Source organism: Methylobacterium sp. WL1 (assembly GCF_008000895.1).
In the GTDB taxonomy this organism is placed as follows: Bacteria; Pseudomonadota; Alphaproteobacteria; order Rhizobiales; family Beijerinckiaceae; genus Methylobacterium.
On the sequence record NZ_CP042823.1, the window covers coordinates 5,216,777 to 5,243,207 of the forward strand.

Here is a 26,431-nt window from a genome sequence, read left to right on the forward strand (position 1 = left end):
AGGAGAGACGACCATGAAGCACACCATCCTCGCCTCGGCGCTCCTGGCCGGCCTCGGCCTCGGTGCCTCCACGATGCCGTCGGCGGCCCTGCCGATGACCATGACGGGCGTCGCTCCGGCCGCGAACGCCGACCTCGTGCAGGTGCGCATGCACCGGCGCCACCGCATGCGGCAGGGCTCGGCGAGCCGCGGCAACGCCGCCATGCCCTCACGGGGAGCCCGCGGCCAACAATATGGTGGAACCACCGGCGGCCCGCGTCGCTGATCCGGCTGAGATATGATCCGCGGGGGCCTGCCGCCCTCGCGGACCGAAGATGAAGCGCCGCCGGCTGGCACATCCGCCACCGGCGGCTTTCCCATGAATCGGGATCCCGCATGATCTTTTCGGAAGCGCTGGGACGCCTCGAAGGGCTCGGCCGCTCGGCCGCCGCCCTCGTGCCGGGGCTCGTCATCGCCCTCGTCCTATTCGGCGTCGGATTGCTGATCGCCCGCGGCGTCCGGGCCGCCGTCCGCCGGGCCGCCGAATTGCGGCAGGCCTCGCCCGGCTCGGCTTCGGTCCTCGGCCGCATCGCCGGCGGCATGACGATCCTGGTGTCGTTCCTGGTCGCGGCCTCGGTGGCCTTCCCCTCCGTCTCCGCGGCCGACCTGTTCAACCTCCTCGGAATCGGCGGCGTCGCCATCGGCTTCGCCTTCCGGGACGTGCTCCAGAACCTGCTGGCCGGGATCCTCATCCTGCTGACCCGTCCGTTCGTGATCGGCGACCAGATCCGGGCGGGCTCGCACGAGGGCACGGTGGAGGACGTGTGGGTGCGAGCCACGGTGCTGCGCACCTACGACAATCAGCGGGTCCTGATCCCGAACGCGACGCTGTTCGTCGACAAGATCACGGTGATCACCGCGCACGACAAGCGCCGGCTCGCCTTCCCGCTCACCATCGGCAACGGCGACGATATGAAGGAGGCCCGCCGCGTCATCGTCGAGGCCCTGCGCGGGACCGGGGGCGTGCTCGCCGACCCGGCGCCGGAGGCGCTTGTCACGGGGCTCGGCGCCGCCGGCGTCGACATGACGGCGCGGTTCTGGATCGACCCGCCACGCCGCCGCGACGCGGTGGATGCGCTGGACCACGCGATCTCGAACGTGAAGGACGCGCTGACCGCCGCCGGCATCGACCTGCCGTACCCCACGAGCCAGGTGCTTCTGCACGACCAGACCGAGGCGTCGGACGGCGACCGCACCCGCCAGCGCGAGGGCTGGCCCGCCGGCAAGACTCCGCCGCGAGCGCGCTGGCAGGTGCTCCGCGCCGATCGTGACGACCTCGAACGTGAGGACGCTGAAGGCGGTCGTTCCGAGAGAAAGCAGGAGCCGGCATGAAGGCGCGCCTCCAGGCCTGGATCGAGTTCCTGGGCGACCTGTTCTGGCTCAGGCCCGCCCTGATCGTTCTCGGCTGCCTCGGGCTGGCCCAGCTCGGGGTCTGGTTGGAGACGGCCCACATCGCCAGCTACGACGCGTCCTCGCCGAACCAGAACTGGGGCTATTCCGGAGGCGCCGAGGGGGCGCGGGCACTCCTGAGTGCGGTGGCGTCCTCGACCATCGGGGTCGCCGGCACCACCTTCTCCATCACCATCGCGGCCCTGACGCTGGCCTCCGGCCAGATGGGCCCGCGGCTGCTGCGCAATTTCACCCGTGACGCCCGCAACCAGGTCGTCCTGGGCATCTTCCTCGGCACCTTCGCGTACGCGCTGATGGTCCTGCGGACGGTGCGCACGGTGCAGGAGAGCCCGTTCGTCCCGCACCTCGCGATCACCGGGGCCATCGCGCTGGCGCTGCTGTCACTGGCCACCCTGGTCTGGTTCGTCCACCACATCGCCGTCAGCATTAACGTCGAGACGGTTGTCGACGCGGTGCACCGCGACCTGTGCGCTGCCGTCGAGGCCCGGACTTGCGAGACGGCCGGTATGACGCTCCCGGCCCGGCTGCCGACCGGTGGCGGGGTCCGCATTGAGGGCAGCGGTTATCTCCAGGCCGTGGATGAGGACGGGTTGGCCGACTGGGCTCACGCGCATGGCGCGACCGTTGCCCTGCGCGTGCGACCGGGGGATTACGTCCCGAGGGGATTCCCGGTCGCGTTCCTCTCCGCCGGGATCGAGGACGTCGAGGTGGCGCTCAACCGGGCGCTGACCTTCGGACGCCGCCCGGCCGCCCTCCAGGATCTGGAATACTCGATCCGGCAGCTCGTCGAGATTGCAGTCCGCGCGCTGTCGCCGGGCATCAACGACCCGTTCACGGCCGGAAGCGTCGTCGACCATCTCGGGGACGCCCTCTGCCGCGTTGCGTGGCGCCACCTGCCGTCCGGAACGGTCGTGCGCGACGGCCGGGTGGTGCTCGTCGTTCCGGTCACCGACTATGACGGCTTGTGCGATGCCATGTTTCACATGATCCGCCAGAACGCCGCCGGCTCGGTGCACGTGCTGGCCCGGATGCTCGACGTGCTCACCCGCGTCGCCGAAGTCGAGCGTCTGACGGACCGGACCGCCGAACTCGCCCGCCATGCGGACCTCGTCCTCGCCGCGGCCCGGCGCGACGTCGCGGATCCGCACGACCTTGCCGACCTGGAGGCACGGCATGTCCGTTTCACGGTGACACGCATGGGCGGCGATCCCGCGTGAGCGTGCACGGCAATCCCGGACGCCATCGCCAAGGGCCATCGTCACGTCGTCCATCAGGCCGACCACCGACTGACCGGCTACGCGCTCCTGCTCCGCATCGCAGCATCCCCCTCGCTCGCGCCCGCTTCGGAACGACGCAAGGACGGCGTCACAAGGACAGGCCGACCTGCGACCAGAAGAGATAGTAGGCCGCGACCATCAGCGCCGCGTAGGCGGGCGCCAGGAGCGCCCCCAGCCTGAGCAGGTCCCTCGCCGTCCAGGCCGGTCGCTCGGTGCCCTGAAAGATCAGCAGCGCCTTCGAGGAGACCGGCAGGGTGAGGCAGTAATCCATCCCGACATTCGCCAGGAACGCGACCGCGACCGGGTTGAGGCCGAGCCTGTCCGCCAGGAGCAGCAGCGGTGGCAGCAACGCGACCACCCGTGCGGTGTGTGACACCATGTAGAGGTGCGCCGACAGGCTGAGCGCCGACAATCCGAGCAGGATCAGGAGCGTCGGGCTGTCGCCGTCCAGGCCGCTCGCCGACAACGCCGAGCCGATCAGCCATTTCGCGGCCCCCGTGGAGATGAGGGCCCGGCCGAGCACCAGGGAGGCGGCGATGAACAGTACCAGCCCCCAGTTCACGGCCTTCACGCCATCGTCCCAGTCGAGCACGCCGACGACCGGCATCGTCAGGACCACCGCACCCACGACCGCCACGGTGGCGATGCCGAACGGGTGATACCCTTCCGTCAGCCAGAGCCCCAGCATGGCGAGCACGACCGCGCCCGTCCGCCATTCCCGGGCGGAGAGAGGACCGGACGGAGCCTCGATCTCCGCCAGCCGCCGCGCCCGCGTCTGCCGGTCGAGGAACAGGCGGCCGATCAGGAAGGTCGTGATCAGGCAGGCGGCCATGCCGAACGGCAGGCCCCAGAGCATCCATTGCCCGAAGCCGAGGCTCTGACCGGAAAGCCGTTCCAGCATGTCGACGGTGACGAGGTGCGAGCCGGCGCCCGTGAGGCTGCAGATCGTCGAGATGACGACGAGGGCGGGGATCAGCAGCCCGACGGCCTTGGCCAGGCGCGGGTCGTCATCCGCCTCGGTCAGGCTGCGATGGAGCGGCAGGAGCACGGTCGCCCGCCCGGAGGTCGAGGGGATCAGGAAGGCCAGGGGGACGATGCCGAGCGTCAGGCGCCACATCAGGCCGCCGACCGTGGTCCCGCGCCCGGCGATAACGGCGGTGAGCCGGTCGGCGAGCCCGCTCTTCTCGACCGCCGCACCGAGGACGAAGGTGCCGATCACGAGCCACACCACCTTCGAGCCGAGGCCCTCGATCAGCGCCCGCTGCTCGACGGCCCGGACCGCGACGAGGAAGACGGCGGCGGCCACAGCGACGTAGGCCGCGCTCAGGTCGGTCAGGATCCAGAGGATCGCGGCTCCGCCGAAGGCCAACAGCGCGGCCCGCGCCGGCCAGTCGAGCCCGTCGGGAAACCACACCGCCGCGGCAAGTGCTGCGAGGGCCGCCGCAGCCACCCGCTCCCGCGCATGAATCGCCATCAGGTTTGGTCGGTGCGGCTCGGGGGACTGATAGACCCGCGGCGATCGGATGCCGGGGCGAGGTACGTCCCGCTATCAGGGACGGCGACAGCAACGGGCGTGCGCATGGAGATCCTTCCGCTGCCGTCGTCGCCGGATGACAGCGTAGATGACCATGAAAATGGCCCGCCGCGGCGATCCGCGGCGGGCCCTGTGACGATGGCTTAATACGTGGCCTGGCTCAGCAATCGTCGCCCTTGCCGGCCTTGTCACCGAGCTGCTGGTTGGCTCCCGCGTTGTTCATGGCGCCGACCGTGCCCGGCGAGGCCGGCTGCTGGCCGCCAGCGAGGTTCTTGCTGGACGTGCCGACGCCGGCGCCCTGGTCGGTCTTCGCCTCGGATCCCGGCTTCTGGCCGACCATCTGGTTGGCACCTGCGGCGTTCATCGCGCCGACCGTGCCGGGCGAGGCGGGCTGCTGGCCGCCAGCCAGGTTCTGGCTCGACTTGTCGACGTCCGAACTCTTCGGGTTCACCTGACCCGGGGTGGGGTCCTTCGCCTTCGTCGTCCCGGTGTTGCACGGGGCGGCGAGGGCCGGCACGGCCAGGGCGAGGGTGGCCACGACGGCGATGGCAACGGATTTCATAAGCGTATCCTCAGAAGTCTTTGATTGTCGCTGACAAGACTTTGGACAGCCCCAGGTTCCAGGCGAAGACGGTCGCACGCGCGCGGGTGGAATCCAGCGACCGTGCCGCGCCCGCAGCCCGATCCGGCGACGCTGCGGACGCGTGCTGCGCTACCGGAGGGTGAGCGCGTCCAGCCAGCCCTGGGCTGCGGCGTAGCGGATGATCTCCGCCCTGGATCTCAGGCCGAGCTTCTCGGCGGCCCGGGCCTTGTAGGTCTCGACAGACTTCACGCTGACGTCGATGCGCCGCGCGATCTCCTTGTTGCTGAAGCCCTGCGCGATCAGGCGCAACGTCTCCGTCTCCCGCGGGCTGAGCGCTTCGCCGGTTTCGGCCGGCTTGGATCCCGCCGCCGTCGCGGTGCCGTCCCCCACGGCGTGTCCGGCGACGGACGGATCGAGGTACACGCCGCCCGCCGCGACGGCGTGGACCGCCCGCAGGAGGTCCTCGGCCGCCGAGCGCTTCAGCAGATAGCCCCGGGCGCCGGCCTTCAGCAGCGGCTGGACGTAGGCGGCATCCTCGTGGACCGTCAGCACAAGCACCTTGGTCTCCGGACACTCGCCGGTGACGCGCTCCGTCAGTTCGAGACCGTTGAGGCCGGGCATCGACACGTCGAGCACGGCGACATCGGGTGCCACGGACCGGATCAGCGGCAGCGCCTCGCCGCCGTTCGTGGCCTCGCCGACCAGTTCAACCTGGGCATCGGCGTTCAGGAGCGCACGGATGCCCGCGAGGACGATGGGATGGTCGTCGGCGAGGACGACGCGGATGCGGCCCATGGATCGGTCCTTCATGCGCAGGGCGCTGGCGGAACGGGGATGGCGATGAACAACGTCGTGCCGACGCCCGGGGAACTCTCAAGCGTGAGCCCGCCGCCCAGGAGGGACAGGCGCTCGCGGATACCGGACAGGCCGAGGCGCGGCTTGGCCGGCGCGCGGTCCTCTGGAGATTGGGAAACGGCCTCGGGATCGAAACCGACGCCGTCATCCTCGACGATCACCCGCACCTCCCCGGCGCGGTGCTCGACCGAGACGCTGACGGTGTCGGCCCGGGCATGCTTGAGGACGTTGGTGAGCGCTTCCTGCACGATCCGGTAGACCGCGCTCTCGGCGGAGGGCGGCAGGCGCACGGGCTCGCCGAGGATTTCCAGGTCGGCGCGGACGCCGTGGCGCTGGCCCCACTCGCGCAACTGCGTGGCGAGGGCCTCTTGCAGGCCGAGGTCGTCGAGGGCGGTCGGGCGCAGGTCGACGGCGGCGCGGTGGATGTCGCGCCCGATCTCGCCGGCGAGGGCCTGCAGCCACTGGACCTGACGCCCCGCCTCGAGGGTCGCGCCCCCGGCTGCGAGGAGCCGCTCCAGGCCCTTCAGGCCAAGTGAGAGCCCGGTCACGGTCTGGCCGACCTGGTCGTGGAGCTCGCGCGCGATCCGGCGCTGCTCGTTCTCCTGCGCCTCGCCGAGGCGGCGGAGCAGTTCGAGCCGTTCCGCTTCGGCCCGCTTGCGCGGCTCGATGTCGGACACCACGCCGTAGATCAGGCCGGCCGCGGCGGCGCCGTGCAGCCGCGGAGCTCGGCCGGCCAGGCGGACCCAGCGCGGCGCGGGGGCGAGCCCGCGACCCGGAACTCGACGTCGAGCGCGCCCCCGTCCGCAAGGCTCCTGTGCAGGTCGTCGGCGAGCCGGGCGCGGTCGTCCGGATGCACCATCCCGATCACCCTGCCGGCATCGGCCTCCGTCTCGCCGGACTCAGGGATGCCGGTCTGCCATCCCAGGAGATGGGCCGCGCGCGGCGACCCGGTCACCGTGTCCCGAACCATATCCCATCGCAGCGTTCCGAGTTCGGCGGCCTCGGCGGCGACGGCGCCCTGCTCCTGGCTCGACTTGAGCGCCAGGGAGAACCGCGCGCGCTCGCCGGCCCGCCTCTGCGCCATGTCGCGGCCCACCAGGCCGACCAGCGCCAGCGCGAGGCCGATGCTGAGGACACTGCCGCCGGCCAGGACGAGGTAGGCGCGCAGGACCGGGGCGTTCAGCGTCGCGGCCGGCATCCCGAAATGCACCGACCAGCGCCCGGTGTCCGCCAGCGTCCGGTAGACGACCTCGACGTTCGAGCCCTCCAAGGTGGAGCCCGAGTAGAAGCCGTTGGGCGCGTGCCGGATCGCCGCCTGGAGTGCGGCGTCGGCCGGTTGCCCGAGTTCCTCCGCCTCGGCGCGGGTGCGGGCGATGGTGTTTCCGTCGGCATCGACGATGGTCCCCACCCAGCCGTCCGGCGCGCCGGCGTCGCGCAGGATCGAGCTGACCGCGTCGTTGGCGAGACCGACCGAGAGGACGTAGCGGAGGCCGCCTCCCCGGATGACAGGCACCCGCAGGGCGACGAGGCGCTTGCCCGAGACCGGGCCGACCGGGCCGATGCCGCCGACCACGGGACGCCGCGTCCGGACCACCGTATCGAAGCTCCCGCGGTCGGCGGTGGGGCCCAGCTCGTCGTCGAGGGAGCGGAGCAGGTTGACGACCTGGCGGCCGTCCGGATCGGCCAGTTCCACGGTCTCCCAGAGGGGACGCCCCGCCTTCAGTCGCTCGGCCTCGGCGTAGAAGGCGGCGAGGTCGGGCTTGTCGAGGGTGGCGGATGCAGCCTCCGCTTCGAGGACGCCGATCTGCGCGGCGATGTCGGAGGCGACGCGCTCAGCGACGCGTGTCGCGCTCGCCACCGCGGCGCTGCGGGTCAGGTCCCGCTGTTGCTGCGCCATCAGCGTGGCCACGCAGGCGCTGAGGAGGAGCACGGGGATTGCGGCGGCGAGCGCGAGCGCGACGAAGGTGCGGCCGTTGCCCCGGCTCAGTTCGGGCCGGTCGCCGCGGCCGTCGACGTCGTCTCTCCGAAGGGGCATACGCGGGCACTCGAAGGGGAACGTCCGTGGTGAGCGCCGCAGCCTGCACAGTCCGCAGGCCTCTGAATCTCGCCCCGTCCGACAGCCGACGCGCGCGTCAAGGCTCCGAGTGACCTAGGGTAGCGCCTCCCCCGGGTCGATGCGCGCGGCATCGTCCGACGAGACCGGTTCGATCCGGTCGCCCAGAAGGCGACGGCCGGACGCGATGACTTGCAGGACCTGCCGGTCGCCGCCTGATGCCAACACCCCGTGCTCGAGGTGCCGCAGACGTTCGATCAGGTTCGGCGGTGCGGCGTCGCGGTGCTGAAGCCCTGCCTCCACCAGAGTGGTCACCACCCGTTCCAGCCGGCCGAAGGTCCGGCCCTCGAGGGATGGCCGGTGTTTCAACTGCATCCTCGTCCAACCTGCCCCTGGGTCGAACCGAAGCGGCACCGCCGGGGCGGTGCCATGCGGGCCGGAGGGCCGACGGTGAAAGCTTGGCACGTACCGATGGCCTCAGATCCGGGACACCACCGGGCTCACGGCGGCCGCGGTCTCCACCGTCGCGGTGCCCGCCCGGTGTGCCGCGGCCGGATGGGGCACGCGCGTGCCAAGATCCCATGCCGAATTCCATGCCGCGCCGTCATAGCCCTCGTACCAGGCCCGACGCTCGCGGGAATCCCCCGGGTAGGGGCAGGCATCCCTGGGTCGGCCGAAGGTACGGGCGCGCGCGCCCTGCTTGATGACTTCCATGATCATTGGCGCCTGTCTTCCCGCCCCCACGAAGCTTTCGTGACGGCGTCGAGTAGCGCGCGGATCGCCGGTCCCGACAAGCGTGTTCGCTCCTGGCCGCCGTTCTCACCGACACACGTCAGGATAATCCCGACGTCCCGGTGCCCGGATTACGCTTGACCGTTGTCGTGCCGCCTATTTGGAGAAAACAGGGCGGGGCGAACGGGCCACGTGACCTGGCCGCTCAGCGCCTGGCGGTCGGGAATTCTTCTTGTCCGTCCGTGAGGCGCCGTCATCGCACCGGTCTTGTCGCCGCCAAACCTCCGCACAGTCCCGTTCTGCTCGAGCGCCGGACCGGCAAGGACCGCGCTGGCCACAAGCGCGGCATGGGCCGCCGATGGGCGGCCCATGCTCTCTCCTCGCGTGCGGAGACTAGTAGCCGCAGCCGGGATACGGGCGGCCGTAACCGTAGCGGACCGGGGCGTAGCCGTATCCATAGCCATAGCCGTAGGGGCGGCCGAAGCCGGCACCGTAATAGGCTGGCCGCACCGTCGCGGCGGCGAGCCCGAGGCCCAGGCCCGTCGCGAGACCGAGGCCGCGATAACCGCGACGGTAACCGTAGCGTCCATAGTGGCGTCCATACCCGTAGCGGGCATGGCGCAAGCCGAACCCGCGATAGCGGCCGAACCCGCGATGATGCGCGCGGAAACCGATCCCATGGAAACCGCGATGCCCTCGGAAGCCTCCGCGGTGACCGTGGAAACCGCCGTGATGTCCGTGGAAGCCATGCCCCCTGCCGAAGGGCCTCGCCTCGCTCGACGGGGCGAACAGGACGAGGCTCGATACCGCCGCGAGGGCGAGTGCGATGCGTTTCATGGAGCGACTCCGAATGGGCCATGCGTGGCCGCGCGGCGGGAGGAAAGGTTCGGCCGACAGGCCGACCCGGGTGAGCGCCCCGGTCGGATGTGGCGCAACCTCTCCGGCTCACACGGTCATCTGTGCCGCCGGACGCGCTCCTTTCAGTCAGAGAAGCCCGCAACCGCGTCGGGATAAACCTGACGGCCGCCTGCAGCCCCTCCGGGCGCGGCTTGCGTTCGATGCGGAGCCATACGACGACCCCAGCCTGGTTCCGGGCGCGGTCGTGACTCGGCGCCAATCCGGGGTTCCCTCCGCCAGGCGGCAAGGAGTGCCATGAGGCAAGCGTTGGATCGAACGGCACGGCTGGTCCGCGCGCTCCGGAGACGGCCGGGCCTCGCCTCGCCGCCGGGTGGTTCCGGCACCGGACCGGCGACCTCGACCGAACGTGCCATCGAGGATTGCGCCCGGTACGGCGGAGGACTCGCAGTGTCCGACCCCGCCCCTGACTGGGGCCGCATCCGATATCCCGCCCATGACATGTCGACGTGAGCCGGGTTCGGATACCGGAGGCTCCCGGCGTCAGGCCCCCTCCGCTTGCCACAGGTGGCGACGTTGGCCCCGCGCGCTTCCGGAACCGGCCAACGACAACGGCGCCGATGCGTCGGCGCGTGGTATCCACACGCTCGGCCTCGTCATCCTCGGATGCGTCGTTGTGGTGTGCTTTCTTTTAGCCCTGATGACTTGACTGGGCGTGCCGATAAACTGCTCAATCTTGAATCGGGAACCAATCCACTCCCGAGTTTTGCGATAAGTCTATGAATGCAAGGCCGTCGTGCGGGTCGGCGAGATGATTGATCCCAGGGTTTGATGGTGCACCCTTCATGTCCGCGTGAAGGGACGCGCTATTGGGTAGGTTCTTCACGACAGCGCCACGATGACGGAGGCGATCTTTCGCGCGATCCAGCATAGTCAAGCGAGCCTGAAGACGCTCTCGAAGCGCTACAGGATCAACCCGAAGACGGTCGCCGGCCAGCGCACGGCGCCGAAGGTTCCGGGATCGACGGAGCAGTGACCCGAGGACCAGACGGTCGTCGCCTTGCGCCGTCATGCGTTCCTCCCGCTCGACGCCTGCCTCGACGCGCTCCAGGCGACGATCCCGCATTTGCCCCGCTCATCGCTATCGGTGCCTGCAACGCCACGGCATCCCGACGAGCACGACGTTGCGCTGGTGAGCCGGAAGCGACCTTCAACCGCCTCACGGACTTCCCCCTTACCTCCCGCGCGCTCGGACAAACTCGCCCTCGACTACGCCTCAGCCTTCACCCAGGCAGCTGTCACCGCCATCTGGTGCTGATCAAGTCCCGATCTTCGCCGGAGTGAATTCGAGGATGACGTTCCCGCACTCCGATGGCGGTAGAAACAAATTTCCGCCTGGGCCTCGTTTGAAGGTCACAGCGTTGGTCGACCACAAGCCTTCGAGGCTATCAAAACGCGTTGTTGACACAGTGATGCTTATACCATGTGGGCTGTTGTTCTCCCACCACGGTAGTTCGCTGCTTCCGAAGCGTAAGCGCGCGGCGTCAGGGCTAACGACACGCATGACCCCGCACCCCGTATCGACAACAAGAGACGCATCATCCCCGAACGTCGCACGCTCTCCATAGAAGGCAACGAACCGCTCCTCCAGGTCGGCGGGCCGCTCCGCGATGTATGTCACACCAGCGACAGCATTCGCGCCATTTGGGTGATCCTGCCACTCTGGAACCCAGATGAGCTCGGGCCGGTGCTGATGACAGATGAATTGCGAAACGTCTGGTTGTTCTGGATTTAGAAACAGGCCCAGCGACACGATCGCGGTATCCGGGGTTCCATCCGCCTTTTTTGTCGCACGCCGGAAATCGATGCGCCCCTGGCTGGGTAGACCGGCTTGGCGAAGCTTTGCATGATCGGCGTCGGCATCTTTGCTGTGAAGGGCGACGAGGCCCAACCCCTCTGCCCGATCGAGAAAGCGGCCGACGTTCCGTCCGTAGCAGAAATCCTCAACCGCGTTGATCCCAAACTTACTGGGATCCGCAACGCTGATGAGTTCAATGAAGTTGTCACGGAACATCATCAATGAGAGGACCGTCCCCCATGGATGATACGAGACCGGCGAGGGGCTAAATCCGATGGCACGGTAGCGCTCTAGACACGCGGGATGATTGCGGACCGTGACCACGGGGTGGTCGATACCGAGGGGGACGTTCTGCATCGTCTTGCCTTTTCCTGGCGCTTGGTCAGCCCGGCGTGAGCTGTGTAGACAACCGGAACATGAATACTGGTGGATCACGCCGTATGGCGCACCGACTGCCTGGTCCGGGCAGAGCTAGAGCCGTGCCCTTTCAGGTTGGCTCATAGGCATCGTATCCAGCAGCGGTAAGGTAGTTTCGGCACTCATCCGGTCGGACGGCGGCGAACGCGTCCTCGATGGCGATGGTCAGGCCGGCGGCGGTCCATGCTGCAGCCGTCCGGAGGAGGGCTTTGACCTTGGCAAAGACCTACTCGATCGGATTGAAGTCGGGACTGTAGGGCGGGAGGTAGAGAACCCGTGCGCCGACCGCCTCGATGGCCTCGCGCACCCCGGCGACCTTGTGGGCGTTCAAATTGTCGAGGATGACGGTGTCACCGGGCCTCAGCACCGGAGCCAGGGTGTCGGTGACGTAGGCCCGGAAACGCATACCATTCGTGGCCCCATCGAAGACGGTCCTGGCGATCAGTCCCGTGGCGCGCAGGGCGGCGGTGATGGTGGTGGTCTTGTAGTGCCCGTGAGGCACGGCGATCCGGCAGCGCTGACCGCACGGAGCACGACCATAGCGGCGGACCATCTTCGTCGTGGCGGCCGTCTCGTCGAGGAAAACCAGGCGATCTGGATCCAGATCGGGTTGTCGCTCGAACCAGTCCTCGCGTGCAGCCTTCACATCCGGCCGCTCCTGCTCGGCCGCGTGGACAGCCCCTTTTTACGGGTGATCCCATGCCGGGCGAAGAAGCGCGACAAACTGCTCGTGCTCGCCCGGACGCCGCGTTCCGAGAGCCTGTCGCGCAGTTCCCGCACGAAGGAGAGCGGGTGTTCTTCGTTGAGCCGAAGGATCAGGGCCGCCTGCGCTTCCAGACGCTGCGAGTTGCGGTCGCCGCCCATGGGCTTGGGCGCGATCTGCCCGTTCTGACGGAAGCGCTCGTACCAACGGACCGCGCTGGCCGCCCCGACCCCGAAGCGTTTGGCCGCCTGACGCCGCGATGCACCCGCTTCAATCGCAGCGACCACACGCTCGCGCAGATCCACCGACAGGGCTGAAGGCATGGCGATCCTCCATCACAAGCCCATCCAGTGAATCACACGCCAGCCAGATCGCCTACCCCGCGCGATTCAACCCGCCAGGGCACGGCTCTAGTGCACTGACTCAGACGGATGGTTCAGGGGCTCGATTGAGGGCGTCGAAGATGGCGGCGGCGGGCTTGGTCCAGACGAAGGGTCGTGGGCTTTGGTTGTGCTCACCGATGTAGCGTTTGATGGCGGCCTGCAGGTCGACGATGCCGGTGAAGGTGCCTCGCCGGAGGCGACGGCGCGTCAGCGTGGAGAAGAAGCCCTCGACGGCATTGAGCCAGGAAGCCGAAGTCGGTGTGACGTGGAACGTCCATCGCGGGTGGCGGGTGAGCCAGGCGCGCACCTTCGGGTGCTTGTGGCTGCCGTAGTTGTCGAGCACCACGTGGATCGCCTTGCCCGCTGGGACTGCCGCCTCGACGGTGTTGAGGAAACGGATGACCTCACCGTGGCGATGGCGCTGCATGCAGCGGCCGAGCACCGTGCCTTCCAGGACGTCGAGGGCGGCAAACAAGGTCGTGGTGCCGTGGCGGGTGTCGTCGTGCGTCTGAGCGGCGGGATGCCCGGGCCCGAGCGGCTGGTCGGGACGGGTTCGCTCCAGGGCCTGGATCTGGGACTCCTCATCCTGAGCGTGTCGAAGGACCGTCGATGGACAGCACGACGGCGTGGGCGGGCGGTTGCATATAGAGACCGACCACATCCTCGACCTTCTCGGCGAAGGCCGGGTCGTGGGAGCGCTTGAAGGTCCGCACCCGATGCGGTTGCAGGCGGTGCTCCTGCCAGATCCGCTGCACGGAGCGGAGTGAGATGCCGGTCCGCGCAGCGACGGCGCGGCCGGTCCAGTGCGTGACCTCGTCCGGCGGTTCCGAACACGTCAGCGCCAGCACCGTCGCCACGGTGCGGGTGGAATGCGGCGGGGTGCCGGGTGGGCGGGTCTTGTCCCGCAGCAGGCCCTCGACGCCCTCCTCGGCAAAGCGCTGCTGCCAGCGCCAGACTGCGGGCCGGCTGACGCCGGCCTGCCGAGCCACGTCCTGCACGCTCAAGCGTTCGAACGAGAGCAGGACGATGCGCGCCCGCAGGATGTGCTTGAGCGGGCGGGATCGGTCTCCGGCGATCGTGGACAACGCCAACTTGGTGGCGTCGTCGAGGAGCACGCAGACGGTCTGAGCCATCGCCCAGACTCGCATGCATCACCCCCTGCGTGAATCCTCTGACCACGTCAGTGCACTAGCAGACACTGAGCCGAGCCCTGCGGAGCATGGGCTATCGGAAGCGCTCCGCTCGTCTGCGCTACCACGCCCAGGACCCGGACGCCATACCGATTGTTAAAAACCTTTCCCCGCCTGCCTGACGGAGATCGCGCAAGCCGATAGAGATCTGGTTCGCCGATGAGGCCCGAGTCTGCCAAGAGAACACGATTACCCTGCGCTGGGCCCAACGTGGCACGCGCTCTTCTGCCCCTAAGGACCAGCGTACCGCCCCCGCCTCCATTTCGGGGCGATTTGCCCCGCCCTCGGCAAAAGGGGCCAGTCTTGTCATGCCCCGCTGCACCACCGAGGCGATGGCCTTTCACCCCGAAGAGATCGTACAAGTCGTGGTCCCCGGCGCGTAGGCCTTCCTGCTGCTCAAACAGGCTGGCTGCCGCATCACCAATACAGCCTCAGTACCCGCCCACATTACCCTGTTGCCCCTGCCGGCCCGCGCCCCCGAACTCAACACGGTCGAGAACCTTTGGCCATTCATGCGCGGCGATTGGGTCGACAATCGCGTCTTTAATTCCCACGCCAACATCTTCGACCATTGCTGCCAGGCCTTGAACACCCTCATCTCCCGGCCCTGGCGCATCAGATCCATCGAACTGTGCGCAGGGCTCAAGGGTTCTGATCGATTAGTATCGGGCAAAATTGATTGTATTTTTGAGAAAAATATTTAGTATTATTTAATTTAAATCAAAATTATTTGCTATAAACATCCAGTAATTCCGGATTTCAGTCTGTTCTAATTGTAAGTATTTCATAGCTGTATTTGTTTTGATAAAGAGCGCATATCCTCAAACCTATGGGTGCCGTGCCACTTCGAACTGAGCTCATCCCAAGCTGTAACGAAGAGGTCAATTATTGAATTGTGTGTTTTGACATCCGCAGGAATTTGCTCCAGGTGCCTGCCTGCGGAGATAGCCGCCATTGAGGAGCTCTTCGCCGACGTCGCAGAAGGCATTCGAGACTGGAAGGGCTGGTTCATTGAAGGTGGAATAGAGGACCTTCTGATCCCGAGTTAGTGAGAGAAGGCTAGAAGGAGTGCCACTTTTCAGGTCCCTGGGTCGGAACGGCACTGGGCCGATCTTGCGTTTTTCGTCCTCTCGCCGTTCCCGGGCGTCCAGCCCGCTCCAGGCCGACAGCGTAGGGCATAGACGAAGGCTCATAAGGACGCCGTGGGCTGACACCGACACAGATAGGACAGGTGTAGCCCTTTAAGGGCTGACACCAGTCTTCTGGCAGGGGTGACCTGCCCGGTATTTTGGACCGAGCCGATTGAGAGGCTACTGCATGGTGGCGGCCATGGGTAGCCGGAAGGCCAGGTCCGGGAAGGTGACAGGCGCGGGCGGCCGATAGCCCAAGGACGAATGCGGTCGAACGCGGTTGTAGGTATTCTGCCACATGCCGATCACGGTCTGTGCCTCCTTGAGCGAGTAGAAGATCTCTTGGCGTAGGCACTCGTCCTTCAGCTTGCCATTGAAGCTCTCACAATAGCCATTCTCCCACGGCGATCCTGGTGCGATGTACTGGATCTGCGGGCCGGTTTTGGCGACCCATTTCCGCAAAGCCTTCGAGATCATCTCTGGGCCGTTGTCGCAGCGGATGTTGTCGGGGATGCCATGCAGGCACATCGCATCGGCCAGCGCCTCGATCACACCCAGACTGCTGATGCGCCTCGCGACCTTTAGCGCCAGGCAGGCGCGACTGTGCTCGTCGATCAGCGTCAGGATACGCAGGCTTCGCCCGTCATGGGTCTGGCCCTGCACAAAGTCGAAGCTCCAGACGTGATTGCGATGGAGAGGCCGCAGCCGTACGCAGGAGCCATCGTTCAACCAGAGACGGCTGCGTGGTCGATGCTTTTGCGGGACCTTGAGCCCCTCACGACGCCAGATCCGCTGAACCCGGTCTTTCCCCACCTGCCAGCCCGCTGCCTGCAGCAGTGCGGTGACGCGGCGGTAGCCGTAGCGTCCGTACTCGGACGCCAAGGCGATGATGGCGCGGGTCAGCGCATCCTCGTCAGCTGGTACCGTGGGCACGTAGCGTTGCGTGCCTCGGTGCTGGCCGACGATCCGGCAGGCGTGACGCTCCGAGAGGCCGTACTTCTCCTGGATGGCGTCGACTGCCTGCCGGCGTCGCTCCGGGGCTATAAGTTTCCCGAGGCGACATCCGCCAGTACCTGCTTCTCCAGGGACAAGTCAGCCACGAGCCGGCGCAATCGAGCGTTCTCGCGCTCCAAATCCTTCATCCGACGGGCCTGGTCGATTTGCAGGCCCCCGTACTCCTTGCGCCAGCGATAGTAACTTTGCTCGGAGATCTCCGCCCCCCGGCACGCTATCGCCAAACTCTTACCCTGGGCCGTCTGCACCTCAATCTGGCGCAGCTTCAGCACCACCTGCTCCGCACCCGTCTTCTGACCTCGCTTCATGTCCAGCTCCTTCAGTCCTGGCTGATCCTCTCAATCAGCCCGGTCCAAAGCCAGCCGGTCAGGTCAGCGGGACAAGCTTGACGGTAGTGCAATTAATTGCGCGCGTTTCCACCCGCCTTTGAGAGATTGAGGCCCAGCGCTTTGGAACACGCCGCCGTCCTTCAGTGTCTCCCAGATGCTGCTGTGAATGTCATAGGCATCTTCCTCCAGCGGCTCCAGGACGACGCTGAGCTTGTCTATGAACGGGGAAAGCTGGCCCTGTGGGTGAAGGGGTGGAGGTGGCCCCTGGGGCTCTGATGTCGGCTTTTTGCCTAGGGTTTGGGTCTTGTTAGAAGAGGCCTTCTTGAGCGGTATTTTGATTGGCATGCGGGCTCGGTCTGAGATGGCCGATGGGTATTGTGCGCAGCGGCCGGGCGCGATGATGAGCGAACCAGCCTTAAGGCGCGACCAGTCTTTTTAAACTTCAATTTTCTCATCAGGCGGCACAACTGGGTACTTCGCCTTATCAATCGCGTCCTTTAATTTTTCCATTGATAGGCCGCTGCCATAATTGTCATGTGCGTCTTCGCTTTCATGGCCTACAATCTCGATTCGAATGTCCTTTGGAACTCCGGCCTCTTTAAGGGCCTGGATGAGGTTGTGGCGAAAACTGTGAAAGGTTGTTTTCCGTGTCCAAAAGCCGATTTCGCGGCCGTACCGGCCCCAGTGCTTTGTGAAATTTGCAGAAGGGTACCCGTCCTGTCCGAACTTTACATCCTCAAAAATTCGTTTGCCTTGCTTCGCAACGGCAATCTGCGTCAGTAAGCCTGCGTCGATCAAAGCTTGGTGGATTGGCACTCGACGAACACTTGCGGCCGTTTTAATATGCTTCTGTTCGTTCTCACCCTTGGATACGTCAAAATACCATACGCCCGCTTCCTGCTTAATGTCGGATTTGAGGAGCTGGACAATCTCCCCGAGTCGCATGCCTGAGTAGAGGCCGATCCAAGGTATCCAAAATTTGCCGTCGCGAATGAGCACGTTCCCTGGCTCTGTCCGACGACTTGGGGTGCGATGACCGACGAACGCCGGAGAGGCAAAAATCGCTATCAGTTGTTCGGCCGAGTAGGGATGCCTAGAGTCTTTCTTGCTGATCTTCTTAACCGCGGGCAGTTTCACGTACATGCCCGGCTGCTTTGGGATCAGCTCCATCTCCGCTGCCCATTTCAGCGCAGCTTTTGTGAGGCGAAATAGCTTCTCTTGAGTCGCTGGTTCCAGCTTAGGCCCGGCGGCATTGGCAGCTGCTGCTTCAACGATGGACGTTTGAATACCGAGTTTTGCGAAGTTTGGCGGGATGGTGCCGATGACATCCGCGAGCAATGCGACGTCAGCTGTGCTGATGCTGGAGGCGGGCTTGTCCTCGCCGATCACAGCATAGGCTAGGCGGAGTGAGCGCTCGATGTCACCCAGTGTCTTTTTTTGATTGGCCGCTTTCTCTGCATGGCTGAGGTAGCGATCCCCCAACATCTTGAGTGTCAGCGTTTGGGTCGTTGCAACCGGTGTCTCGCCGGGTTCGGGTGGAAGAGTATCGATCCTGAGACCTGCAAAAAGAGGGTCTCTGATAGCGGCTTCGTCGTACCGGCCTTCTAGACGCGCTGCGAGGATACGGGAGTTCTCGATCCTCGCACGAGCCACCCCCTCGCTCGCATGCTGGATCGCGCTTAGTGTGAGGAATTCGGACCCGGAGGGAGGCTCAGAGAGGAGGTGCTTCGCCGTGCCGACAACGTCTTCCTTGAACAACTGCGAAGCAAGCTGGTCGCGGAGCCGCTTGATGTCATCGCGCAGGCCTATCACCTCCGCGTTTGTATCGACCGTGTCGCTCGGTATGAAGCGGGCGAACTCCAGTCCCTTGTTCAGACTCTCCTGCATGTAGGCTCGGAGACGGCGGTCGATCTCCTCCTGGGTCAACTCGGGCATCCGCCTCAAATCCCCGAACAGCGCATCGCATGCCTCGCTTAACCGCCGCGCCCGCGTCTTGGCGACCGATAGGTCACCTGTACGCAGGGTTTTTTTCATTTCCGTCCGCCGCAGGACTGGAACGAGCGGCTTCGGTACCGCCATACGAAAATAGAAGACGCCGTCGCGCCTGACGAGTCGCGGCATGGAACGCACGCGGGCAATCCCTCTGTCCCAGGATTTTGTACCAGGGAGGCGGATTGGCAGAGGCGTCTGGAAAATCAGGCAGCTGTAAGAGCGGCTTACAGCTTAAATGGCGGAGACGGAGGGATTCGAACCCTCGATACCCCTTTCGGGGTATGCTCATTTAGCAAACGAGTGCCTTCAGCCGCTCGGCCACGTCTCCGGCGCTCTGGCTCTAGAAGGTCGGATCGGGCGGGTCAACCCGATCCGGGCCGGTGGCGGTGCGGCGGCGGCGTTCGTAGTGCTTGGCGATGCGCAGATGCCGCGAGATGGCGTAGTTCATGGCCGTCAGGAAGCCGTAGGTGCCGCGCACGACGTGGCGTCGGCCGAGATAGGCCTTGAGGAAGTTGCCCGGCAGCTCGACGAACACGCGCCAGGTGGGAATCACCACGCCCCGGGCCTCGAGGTCGTCCGCCTGCTGGTCGGAGTAGCGGTTGAGCTTGTCCAGCTGATCGCCGAGCGAGCGCACCGAGAAATGGTGGATCACCCCGCGGAGGCGGCCGGGTTTCACCCCGGGCTCCAGGGCGACGCGGTCGTGGACCGGGGAGGCGGCGTAGCGCCCCCGGTCCTTGCGATAGAGGCGAACCGGAGTCAGCCGGTAGGCCCACGGGTGGGGCCGGCCCTCGCCCGGAAAGACCTCCGCGATGCCGATCCGCCAGGCCGCCCGGCCGGGCTCGCCGGAGGCGAACAGGGTGCGGATCTCGGCCGCGAGTTCGGCGGGGACGACCTCGTCGGCGTCGAGGTTCAGCAGCCAGACGTGCCGGCACTGCTCCTCGGCGAAGCGCTTCTGCGGGCCGTAGCCGGGCCAGGGATTGTGGATCACCCGGGCGCCCAGCGTGGCCGCCAGGGCTTGGGTGCCGTCCGTGGAGCCCGAATCGACCACCACGAGGTCGTCGGTCAGGTCGCGCACCGCCCGGATGGTGGCGCCGATCCGGTCCGCCTCGTTCCGGGCGATCAGGAAGATCGACAGGGGCAGCGGTCCCGCCCCGGCCGCCCGCGAGCCCGCCGGCGCGCCGGTCACGCCAGCCAGTCCGGAACCCGGTCGAGGGCGACGAGGGCTTCGACGCTCACGCGCGGGCGCACCACGGCGGCCCGGTCGCCGCGCACCAGCACCTCCGGCACGAGGGCGCGGGTGTTGTAGGTGCAGGCCTGGACCGCCCCGTAGGCGCCCGCGCTCATCACGGCGATCAGGTCGCCCGCCTGCACCGCGGGCATCTCGCGGTTGAGGGCGAGATAGTCGCCGGTCTCGCAGACCGGGCCGACCACGTCGGCGACGATGCGGGGCGCGTCCGGGCCCGGCTCTGCGACGGGCCGCAGACCGTGATAGGCCTCGTACAGGGTCGGCCGGATCAGGTCGTTCATCGCCGCGTCGACGATCACGAAGGTGCGCCCCTCGGCGTGCTTCACGTACAGGACCCGGGTCACCAGGATCCCGGCATTGCCGGAAATCATCCGGCCGATCTCGAAAACCGGGCGCAGGCCGAGCGGCGCGAAATGCGGACGCAGGGTCGCGGCCAGGGCGGCGGGGTCGGGTGGCGGGGCGTTGTCGTCCCGGTACGGGATGCCGAGGCCGCCGCCGAAATCGATGTGGCGCAGGGGATGGCCGGCCGCCAGCAACTGCCGGGCGAGGTCGGCGAGCAGCCGTGCCGCGCTGGCGAACGGGCCCAAGTCGGTGATCTGGCTGCCGATATGCATGTCGACGCCGTGGATCGCGATCCCCGGCAGGGCGGCGGCCGCGGCATAGACCTCCGGGGCCCGGGTGATCGGGATGCCGAACTTGTTCTCGTACTTGCCGGTGGAGATTTTGGCGTGGGTGCCGGCATCGACATCCGGGTTGACCCGCACGGAGATGGGGGCGGTCAGGCCTAGGCCGACCGCCGTCTCCGACAGCTGGGCGAGTTCGGGCTCGCTCTCGACGTTGAAGCAGAAGATCCCCGCCCGGAGCGCCGCCACCATCTCGTCCCGGGTCTTGCCGACGCCGGAGAATACGATCTTGGCCGGGTCGACCCCGGCCGCGAGAGCCCGATGCAACTCGCCGCCCGAGACGATATCCATGCCCGCGCCCTGGGCGGCGAGCGTCCGCAGCACGGCCTGATTCGAATTCGACTTCATGGCGAAGCAGACCAGCGCGTCGTCGCCCGCGAAGGCCTCCGCGAAGACGCGGTAGTGCCGCTCCAGGGTGGCGCTGCTGTAACAGTAGAAGGGGGTGCCGACCTCCGCGGCAAGGCCCGTCAGATCGACGTCCTCGGCCTGCAGGCGACCGTCGCGATAGTGGAAGTGGTGCATCTCGGCCGTGTCTCTCCTGCGTGCCGGAGCGCGGGGTGTTTCCCGTGAAACATCCCGGCCGCCTGCCGGCGGGGCGCCCATCGACGAGGGGGACGACACGGCGTAGGCGCGGAGGCGGGCTCCGGCAAAAAGCCGTCTACAGCAGCGGATCGAGAATGAAAGGCTCCTTGGGGATCCGGTAGCCGCGCTTCGCGCCGCGGCCGGTCTCGATCGGGGCCCCGGTGCCGCCCGGCGGAACCGCCGCGATGGACAGTTCGTCCCCGGCCCGCACGGCCGCGGCCGTCGGCTCTTCCGCGCCGCCGCCGAGACCGACCGAGACCGGCAGGGCCTCCCGGCCCCATCCCCCGGGCGCGCGCCGCCGCGGTCTGCGGCGGCTCCAGGGAGCCGCGTCGGCCGCAGGCGGCGAGCGCCAGGGCGATGAGGCCGGAAGCGGCGAGGAGCTTCAGGGCGGGAGACGACAACATCGCGCGAGGATCCGGCGGGCTCGGCGCCGGCGCTCGAGGGCCGGCGGGAGCCTTACCTTAGCGGTTGGCGGGCGGCGGCGCGAGCGCGGACCCGCCACAGCAAGCGGCTTCGCCTCAGCCCCGCTGCTCCTTGGTGCCGCGGGCGCCCTGCTTGCCCTTGGCCGGGGCGTCCTGCTGCTGCTGGGCCTCGTACGCGTCGATCGCCCGGCGGCAATTCTCGCTGAGCTTCTTCCAGTTCTTCTGGAAGCAGGCGTCGGTGGCCGGGTCGTCAGGGGCGAGGTTGCCGCAATAGGTCAGATAATCGCCGGTGCAGTATTTCTTCAGGGTCTCGTTGCCGCGCTTCGACTGCTGCGCCGCGGCCGGCAGCGTCAGGGCGGTAGCCGCCGCGACGGCGAGAAGGATTGGCTTCAGGCGCATGGGGATACGTACCATCTCTCGGAGGCAGGACTGTCGGGAAAAGTCCCGGTTGCGATGATGCCTTTGCATGGTCGAAACAAGGCAATCAGCGAACGTTTCTGAGCGGCGATCGGGCTTTGCGCTCCGATCAGACGCGCTCGGGCTGGGGGGCGGGAAAGGCCGCCCTGGGCATCCGGTCCTGGCCGGTGAGGGCGTCGGCGACCTCCGAGATCCGCCTGCGCAGGTCGGCGTTCTCCCGCTCGACGCCGCCCTGGCGATCCGTGAGCGTCTGGGCGAGGGCTTCCTCGGCGGCCTTCAGGCTGGCCCGCAGGTCGTCGCGCTCCGCTGCCAGGGCGACGGGATTCGCGTCGGCATTGCCGGGCGGCGCCTGGTCGGCGTGCCGGCCCTGTCGGACCGCCAGGAGGCTGTCGAGCAGGTCCGCGTGCGCCTCCTCGAGAACGCGGAGCGTAGCGACGCTCGCAGTGCCGTCCTCGCGGGCGCTGGTGAGCTCGGTCTCGAGCTCCCGGGTCTTGGCCTGCGCCTGGGCGATCTCGCCGTCGCGGGCCGCCACGTCCCGGGCGAGGGCGGCCGCCCGCATGGCGCCGGCACCGATCGCCGCGAGATCCGCATGGCGCTTGGCCTGCACGGTCTCGACCCGGCGCTCCAGGCGCCGCTGCTGCACGGCGAACTGCGCGCGCAGGAAATCCCGCTCCGCGGCGATCTCGGCCGGCGACAGCGGCAGCCGCGCCTCCGCCCTCCGCCGCGCCAGGCGCGCGGCGCGCGCGTTGAGTGCCGGGAGCAGCAGAAGGCCGCACAGGCTCGCTGCCAGGAATCCCAGCGCGAAGATCATCACGGTTTCGATCACGAGGGGACGGCCCGCGCAGACGGCCGGAAGACCCGGCCCAGGATCAGTCTAACCCAGGTCGGTCGCCGGGGCGAAATCAAGCTCCACCCATCAATCAGAACGGGTTCCAGGTTGCCTCCCGGGTGAACTTCAGATAGCCGACATTGATCCCCAGCCGCGCGCCGACGCCACTGCGGATCGGCACCACGATGATACGGTCGCTCACGACCGCCGTCATGCCGAAGCCGCCCATCAGATAGGCCGAGCCGTCGACGCCGCCGAAGCGCCGGAACAGCTCGCGCACGTTCGGCAGGTTGTAGACCAGCATCATGGTGCGGGCGCCGTCGCCGCCGACGTCGAAGCCCACCGAGGGTCCCTGCCAGTAGACGCGGCGCTGGCCGGCGTTGCGGGTGTAGAGCGTGCCCTCGCCGTAGCGGACGCCGGCGACCACCGCACCTCCGCCCTCCTGCCCGAGGATATAGCCGTTCGGCTCGCCCCAGCGCCGCCCCGCCTCCTCGACGGTGAGTGCGAGGCCGCGGGAGACCGACCCGAAGAAGCGATGGCCCGATTCCACGATCTCGCCGGGGCGGAACGTCTCGGGGGTGTCCAGGTCCTCGCCGCGGGCCAGCGCCGCGCCGACTCCGGAAAAACCCGCCAGCGGCGCGCCCAGCGCCAGGCCGAGGCCCGCGCGGAGCAGGTGGCGGCGGTGGGTGCCGCGCTCGTCTCGTGCCGTCATCGTTGCCTCCTCGCCCGGTTCGACGGCAGCATCGGATTCAGGCCGATGCCGCCGGTCTTGAGACTCCGCATCGTCCGAAAGCCGGTGACCATCGTTCGGGCGATGCTTTAACGGTTCCGCGGCGGATCCTGGCCGCCGCGGACATGAGCCGGTCTCGGCCGCACCCGCGACCGGGATCCGCTCGAGGACGGGCCCGCGATCCGGGGCGGCGCGGATCGATACGTCGGACCAGCTTCTGAGGAAAACCGCAAGATGTGGTTAACGTGCCCTGACGCCGCTCCCGCTCCGGCCTCGCTCCACGCGCCGCGTCCCGGGCGCCGGCGCCTCCACGCGGCACGCTCCGGCTTGGTGCCGGTCCTGGCGCTCGCCGCCGCCCTGATGGGCGGCGCGCCGACGGCGGCAGAGCCGGGAGACACGGCGGCGATCGAATTGCTGGCGCTCCAAGGGTTCGACCCGGTCAGCTATTTCCTCAAGGACGGGCCGCGGGCCGGCGCCGCACGGTTCGAGCTGTCGTGGGGCGGCCAAGTCTGGCGCTTCGCCAACGGTGCCGACAGGACGGCCTTCCGGGACAACCCGGAGGTCTACGCCCCGCGGCTCGGCGGCTTCGACGCCGCCGGGATCCTGGATGGGCGCCTTGTCGATGCCGACCCGCTCGTCTTCGCCGTCATCGGCGAGCGCCTCTACCTGTTCCGGGATGCGGCCCGACGCGACCGGTTCCTGGCTGCGCCCGAACTGGTCCGCAAGGCGGAGGCGGCTTGGCCCGGCCTGCAGGACCAGCTGGACATGCCGACTCGGGACCCGCCGCTCAAGGCCCCGCCTCTCAAGGATGAACCGCTCAAGGATGCGCCGCGGTGAGGCGCGTCCGCACCGGCCGGGCGGGCCCGGGGGCCGGCAGCGCGAGGCCGGTGGCGAGGTCCGGTCGCCCAGGGCCGCGAACGGCCCGTTGCGGTAGCCTTCGCGGTAGCAGCCGTACCGGATCGGGCCGCCACCGGGGACCACCACGCAGCCGCCGGCCGCCGCCAGGATGTGGTCGCCGGCGGCCGTGTCCCATTCCATGGTCGGCCCGCAGCGGACGTAGACATCCGCCTCGCCGGCCGCGATCAACCCGAACTTGAGCGCGGATCCGGTCTGGCGGGTCTCCGACACGGGCAGGGCGGCGAGACACGTCGCGGTCTCGGGATCGCCGTGCCGCCGGCTCCCCAGGGCGACGAGTCCGCTGCGCGGCGCCGGACGGGCCTGCACCGGACTGCCCGCGCGCCGGGCGTCCGTCGATCACGGGGCCTTCGACGGTGGCCGCGCCGGCCCACCACCAGGCCCGCCTGAGGCCGGGGCGACGAGGGCGGCCGCCACCGGGCGCTCGCCGGCGACCAGGGCGATGTTGACGGAGTAATCCGGCGTCCCGGCCAGGAAGTCGCGGGTGCCGTCCAGAGGATCGACCAGGAAGAAGTTCTGGGACGGCCGCACCGCGAGTTCGGACGCCGGGGTGCTCTCCTCGGCGACGACGGCTATCCCGGGGAAGCGGGCGGCCAGAGCCGCGACGATCAAGGCCTCGGCCTCGACGTCGGCGGCGCTCGACGGCGATCCGTCGGGCTTGAGGGCGTGGGGGCAGGGACCGCGATGATAGCGCCGCAGCACCTCACCGGCGGCGCAGGCGATCTCGGCGAGCACCGCGGCGATCCGCTCGCGCTCAGGCCCCGAAAACATCGCCGCGCCCGTCATGTCGCCTCCCGCCCCCGCCTGCATGCCCGAGCGGGTTGAGATTGTCGACGGTTCGGGCCGGCAAACGGTTCCGTTGCGTCGTCTTGATCGGGGGACGGCCGACGGCCAGCCCGGCCCGACCCGGCCCCACCCAGCCCTTCGCGGATGCCGGCGATTCGAGCGCGGGTCTTTCCCGGCGCGATCGGGACGCCCTGCGTCTCGCGATGGCGCGCAGAAGAAAGGCAGCCGTATCGTGCCTTCTTAAGAAAAATTCAAACTGAGATCTGATAGAGTCACGTAGAATCAGCCCCCAAACTTGCGCCTCCGACAGAGGTGTTGTTACGGCAGGCGACGGGATTTGGTCTGGATGCGATATGAGATCGATTATTATATTCGGTATTTCGATGGTTTTGCTAAAAATTATCGGATTTACGGGTTTGAATGCAGCAGAGCTGGATGTAATCAAGGGTCAATATAAGAGGCCGACGGCAATTGCGTTCCCGGAGGATGCGCTGTTCTCGCCGCAGGTCGCGACCCTCGGCAAGATGCTGTTCTTCGTCCCGCGGTTGAGCGGGAAGCAGAATCTCAGCTGTGCGAGCTGCCACAATCCGTCATTCGGCTTCGAGGTTCCTGTCCCCGGGGCGATCGGGTCGGCCAACGCGCCGCTTGCCCGCAAGGCGCCGACCCTGCTGAACGCGGCCTGGATCCCGACGCTGTTCTGGGATGGGCGTGCTCCGAGCCTGGAGATGCAGGCGATGGGACCGATCACGGCCGAAGCCGAGATGGACGGCAAGTTCCCCGAGATCATCGCGACACTCGAGCGGATCCCGGAGTACCGGGCTTGGTTCGTCACGCTGTTCCCGCGAGACGGCATCACCCAGGACAATCTCCTGAGGGCGATCGCCACCTACGAACGGACTGTCGTGGCGGAATGGGCTCCGTTCGACCGCTGGATCGAGGGCGATGACGCCGCGATCTCGCCGGCGGCGCAGCGTGGCTTTGCCCTGTTCACCGGGAAGACCGGTTGCTCCGCCTGCCATACCGGCTGGAACTTCACCGACAACAAGTTCCACGATCTCGGCATCCCGACGACCGATATCGGCCGGGCGGCCGTCGAACCCGACAACCCGCTGGCGCAGCACGCGTTCAAGACCCCGGGGCTGCGCAACCTGACCTACCGGGCACCCTTCGGGCATGCGGGCCAGTTCGCCAACCTTGAGGAGATCGTGGCGTTCTACGTGACCGGTGGTCTCGACCGGCCTTCGAAGTCGCCCCTGATGAAGCCGCTCAAGCTGAGCCAGGAAGAGCGTGCGGACGTGATCGCCTTCCTGCGCTCCCTAACCGCGGAGCAGACCCGGACCGCACTGCCGAACCTGCCCAACTAGGGCGCCCGCTGCCGCCGCAGCGGATATCGGTCCGGCGCCAGCGGGCGCGTCGCATCAAACAGGCTTGAGGTGAGCCCGCCCGCTTGCGGTTGGACTCTGCGCC

Annotated in this window: 23 protein-coding genes, 1 tRNA gene and 6 pseudogenes; 7 read left to right on the forward strand and 23 right to left on the reverse strand. The window is 67.6% G+C overall.

Annotated elements, in window-relative coordinates; all coding sequences use genetic code 11:
• Positions 1–13 precede the first annotated feature (13 nt).
• The 3 genes from FVA80_RS25490 (at position 14) to FVA80_RS25500 (ending at position 2,666) form a co-directional block, all read left to right on the forward strand.
• Positions 14–265 (forward strand): hypothetical protein, encoded by a 252-nt coding sequence (locus FVA80_RS25490; RefSeq protein ID WP_147908645.1) that lies wholly within the window; start codon positions 14–16, stop codon positions 263–265.
• A 110-nt stretch (positions 266–375) separates the two neighbouring features.
• A complete protein-coding gene (locus FVA80_RS25495; RefSeq protein WP_147908644.1) occupies positions 376–1,371 on the forward strand; it encodes a mechanosensitive ion channel family protein in 996 nt (331 codons plus the stop codon).
• Positions 1,368–2,666 carry a DUF2254 domain-containing protein gene (locus FVA80_RS25500; RefSeq protein ID WP_147908643.1) on the forward strand — a complete coding sequence of 433 codons (1,299 nt, stop codon included), beginning with the start codon at positions 1,368–1,370 and terminating at the stop codon, positions 2,664–2,666. Before FVA80_RS25495 ends, FVA80_RS25500 begins: the two co-directional genes overlap by 4 nt.
• A 148-nt stretch (positions 2,667–2,814) precedes the next feature.
• Here the strand turns inward: FVA80_RS25500 and FVA80_RS25505 are convergent, their stop codons facing one another.
• The 8 genes from FVA80_RS25505 to FVA80_RS25535 form a co-directional block, all read right to left on the reverse strand.
• Positions 2,815–4,200 carry an SLC13 family permease gene (locus FVA80_RS25505; RefSeq protein ID WP_147908642.1) on the reverse strand — a complete coding sequence of 462 codons (1,386 nt, stop codon included), beginning with the start codon at positions 4,198–4,200 and terminating at the stop codon, positions 2,815–2,817.
• Positions 4,201–4,420: 220 nt separating this feature from the next.
• Positions 4,421–4,822: an exopolysaccharide production protein YjbE gene (locus FVA80_RS25510; RefSeq protein ID WP_147908641.1), complete on the reverse strand. Its 402-nt coding sequence runs from the start codon at positions 4,820–4,822 to the stop codon at positions 4,421–4,423.
• Between the two features lie 150 nt (positions 4,823–4,972).
• The gene (locus FVA80_RS25515; RefSeq protein ID WP_147908640.1) at positions 4,973–5,638 is read right to left on the reverse strand and encodes a response regulator transcription factor; all 666 of its coding nucleotides are present in this window, start codon (positions 5,636–5,638) and stop codon (positions 4,973–4,975) included.
• Positions 5,639–5,649: 11 nt separating this feature from the next.
• The gene (locus FVA80_RS31645) at positions 5,650–6,378 is read right to left on the reverse strand and encodes a sensor histidine kinase (RefSeq protein WP_246692139.1); all 729 of its coding nucleotides are present in this window, start codon (positions 6,376–6,378) and stop codon (positions 5,650–5,652) included.
• An 8-nt stretch (positions 6,379–6,386) separates the two neighbouring features.
• Complete coding sequence (locus FVA80_RS31650) at positions 6,387–7,733, reverse strand: hypothetical protein (protein WP_246692140.1); 1,347 nt, start codon at positions 7,731–7,733, stop codon at positions 6,387–6,389.
• 114 nt (positions 7,734–7,847) lie between these two features.
• Positions 7,848–8,120, reverse strand: a complete 273-nt coding sequence (locus FVA80_RS25525) for a hypothetical protein (RefSeq protein ID WP_246692141.1) — start codon at positions 8,118–8,120, stop codon at positions 7,848–7,850.
• A gap of 108 nt (positions 8,121–8,228) precedes the next feature.
• Complete coding sequence (locus FVA80_RS25530; protein WP_147908638.1) at positions 8,229–8,471, reverse strand: Rmf/CrpP family protein; 243 nt, start codon at positions 8,469–8,471, stop codon at positions 8,229–8,231.
• A 405-nt stretch (positions 8,472–8,876) separates the two neighbouring features.
• Positions 8,877–9,320 carry a hypothetical protein gene (locus tag FVA80_RS25535; protein ID WP_147908637.1) on the reverse strand — a complete coding sequence of 148 codons (444 nt, stop codon included), beginning with the start codon at positions 9,318–9,320 and terminating at the stop codon, positions 8,877–8,879.
• A gap of 916 nt (positions 9,321–10,236) precedes the next feature.
• Between FVA80_RS25535 and FVA80_RS31655 the strand changes: the two are divergent.
• Positions 10,237–10,507: pseudogene (locus tag FVA80_RS31655) on the forward strand (IS481 family transposase); the annotation flags it as partial.
• Positions 10,508–10,656: 149 nt separating this feature from the next.
• Here the strand turns inward: FVA80_RS31655 and FVA80_RS25540 are convergent.
• From FVA80_RS25540 to FVA80_RS25550, 3 genes and pseudogenes are all read right to left on the reverse strand, one after another.
• On the reverse strand, positions 10,657–11,553 hold the full coding sequence (locus tag FVA80_RS25540) for a VOC family protein (RefSeq protein WP_147908636.1): 897 nt from the start codon (positions 11,551–11,553) through the stop codon (positions 10,657–10,659).
• A gap of 130 nt (positions 11,554–11,683) precedes the next feature.
• Positions 11,684–12,639 (reverse strand): annotated as a pseudogene (locus FVA80_RS25545) (IS630 family transposase).
• A gap of 100 nt (positions 12,640–12,739) precedes the next feature.
• A pseudogene (locus FVA80_RS25550) lies at positions 12,740–13,832 on the reverse strand (IS630 family transposase).
• Between the two features lie 47 nt (positions 13,833–13,879).
• Between FVA80_RS25550 and FVA80_RS31660 the strand changes: the two are divergent.
• A pseudogene (locus tag FVA80_RS31660) lies at positions 13,880–14,593 on the forward strand (transposase); the annotation flags it as partial.
• A gap of 606 nt (positions 14,594–15,199) precedes the next feature.
• Here the strand turns inward: FVA80_RS31660 and FVA80_RS25555 are convergent.
• The 10 genes and pseudogenes from FVA80_RS25555 to FVA80_RS25595 form a co-directional block, all read right to left on the reverse strand.
• Positions 15,200–16,341 (reverse strand): IS3 family transposase gene (locus FVA80_RS25555; protein WP_147957895.1). Its coding sequence is split into 2 segments (ribosomal slippage): positions 15,200–16,074 and positions 16,074–16,341, totalling 1,143 coding nucleotides; the frame shifts between segments, so codons are not numbered across the junction.
• 456 nt (positions 16,342–16,797) lie between these two features.
• The gene (locus FVA80_RS25560; protein WP_147909937.1) at positions 16,798–18,483 is read right to left on the reverse strand and encodes a site-specific integrase; all 1,686 of its coding nucleotides are present in this window, start codon (positions 18,481–18,483) and stop codon (positions 16,798–16,800) included.
• Between the two features lie 107 nt (positions 18,484–18,590).
• Positions 18,591–18,682, reverse strand: a tRNA-Ser gene (locus FVA80_RS25565).
• Between the two features lie 12 nt (positions 18,683–18,694).
• Complete coding sequence (locus FVA80_RS25570) at positions 18,695–19,540, reverse strand: glycosyltransferase family 2 protein (protein ID WP_147909938.1); 846 nt, start codon at positions 19,538–19,540, stop codon at positions 18,695–18,697.
• Complete coding sequence (gene lysA / locus FVA80_RS25575) at positions 19,537–20,805, reverse strand: diaminopimelate decarboxylase (RefSeq protein WP_147909939.1); 1,269 nt, start codon at positions 20,803–20,805, stop codon at positions 19,537–19,539. Before lysA ends, FVA80_RS25570 begins: the two co-directional genes overlap by 4 nt.
• 136 nt (positions 20,806–20,941) lie before the next feature.
• A complete protein-coding gene (locus FVA80_RS32065) occupies positions 20,942–21,076 on the reverse strand; it encodes a hypothetical protein (RefSeq protein WP_281408723.1) in 135 nt (44 codons plus the stop codon).
• Positions 21,077–21,201: 125 nt separating this feature from the next.
• Positions 21,202–21,269: pseudogene (locus tag FVA80_RS31665) on the reverse strand (hypothetical protein); the annotation flags it as partial.
• Between the two features lie 114 nt (positions 21,270–21,383).
• Complete coding sequence (locus FVA80_RS25585) at positions 21,384–21,686, reverse strand: 3',5'-cyclic-nucleotide phosphodiesterase (RefSeq protein WP_147909941.1); 303 nt, start codon at positions 21,684–21,686, stop codon at positions 21,384–21,386.
• Between the two features lie 127 nt (positions 21,687–21,813).
• Complete coding sequence (locus FVA80_RS25590; protein ID WP_147909942.1) at positions 21,814–22,515, reverse strand: hypothetical protein; 702 nt, start codon at positions 22,513–22,515, stop codon at positions 21,814–21,816.
• 109 nt (positions 22,516–22,624) lie between these two features.
• The gene (locus FVA80_RS25595) at positions 22,625–23,245 is read right to left on the reverse strand and encodes a DUF1134 domain-containing protein (RefSeq protein ID WP_147909943.1); all 621 of its coding nucleotides are present in this window, start codon (positions 23,243–23,245) and stop codon (positions 22,625–22,627) included.
• 348 nt (positions 23,246–23,593) lie between these two features.
• On the opposite strand from FVA80_RS25595, the gene FVA80_RS25600 reads away from it, so the two are divergent.
• The gene (locus FVA80_RS25600) at positions 23,594–24,100 is read left to right on the forward strand and encodes a YHS domain-containing (seleno)protein (protein WP_246692464.1); all 507 of its coding nucleotides are present in this window, start codon (positions 23,594–23,596) and stop codon (positions 24,098–24,100) included.
• Between the two features lie 180 nt (positions 24,101–24,280).
• On the opposite strand, the pseudogene FVA80_RS32235 reads toward FVA80_RS25600, so the two are convergent.
• Together FVA80_RS32235 and FVA80_RS32240 are read right to left on the reverse strand one after the other, a co-directional pair.
• A pseudogene (locus FVA80_RS32235) lies at positions 24,281–24,487 on the reverse strand (inositol monophosphatase family protein); the annotation flags it as partial.
• Between the two features lie 30 nt (positions 24,488–24,517).
• Complete coding sequence (locus FVA80_RS32240; RefSeq protein ID WP_348644599.1) at positions 24,518–24,964, reverse strand: inositol monophosphatase family protein; 447 nt, start codon at positions 24,962–24,964, stop codon at positions 24,518–24,520.
• Between the two features lie 416 nt (positions 24,965–25,380).
• Here FVA80_RS32240 and FVA80_RS25610 point away from each other — a divergent pair, with 416 nt between their 5' ends.
• Complete coding sequence (locus FVA80_RS25610; RefSeq protein WP_246692142.1) at positions 25,381–26,328, forward strand: cytochrome c peroxidase; 948 nt, start codon at positions 25,381–25,383, stop codon at positions 26,326–26,328.
• The last annotated feature ends 103 nt before the right edge of the window (positions 26,329–26,431 follow it).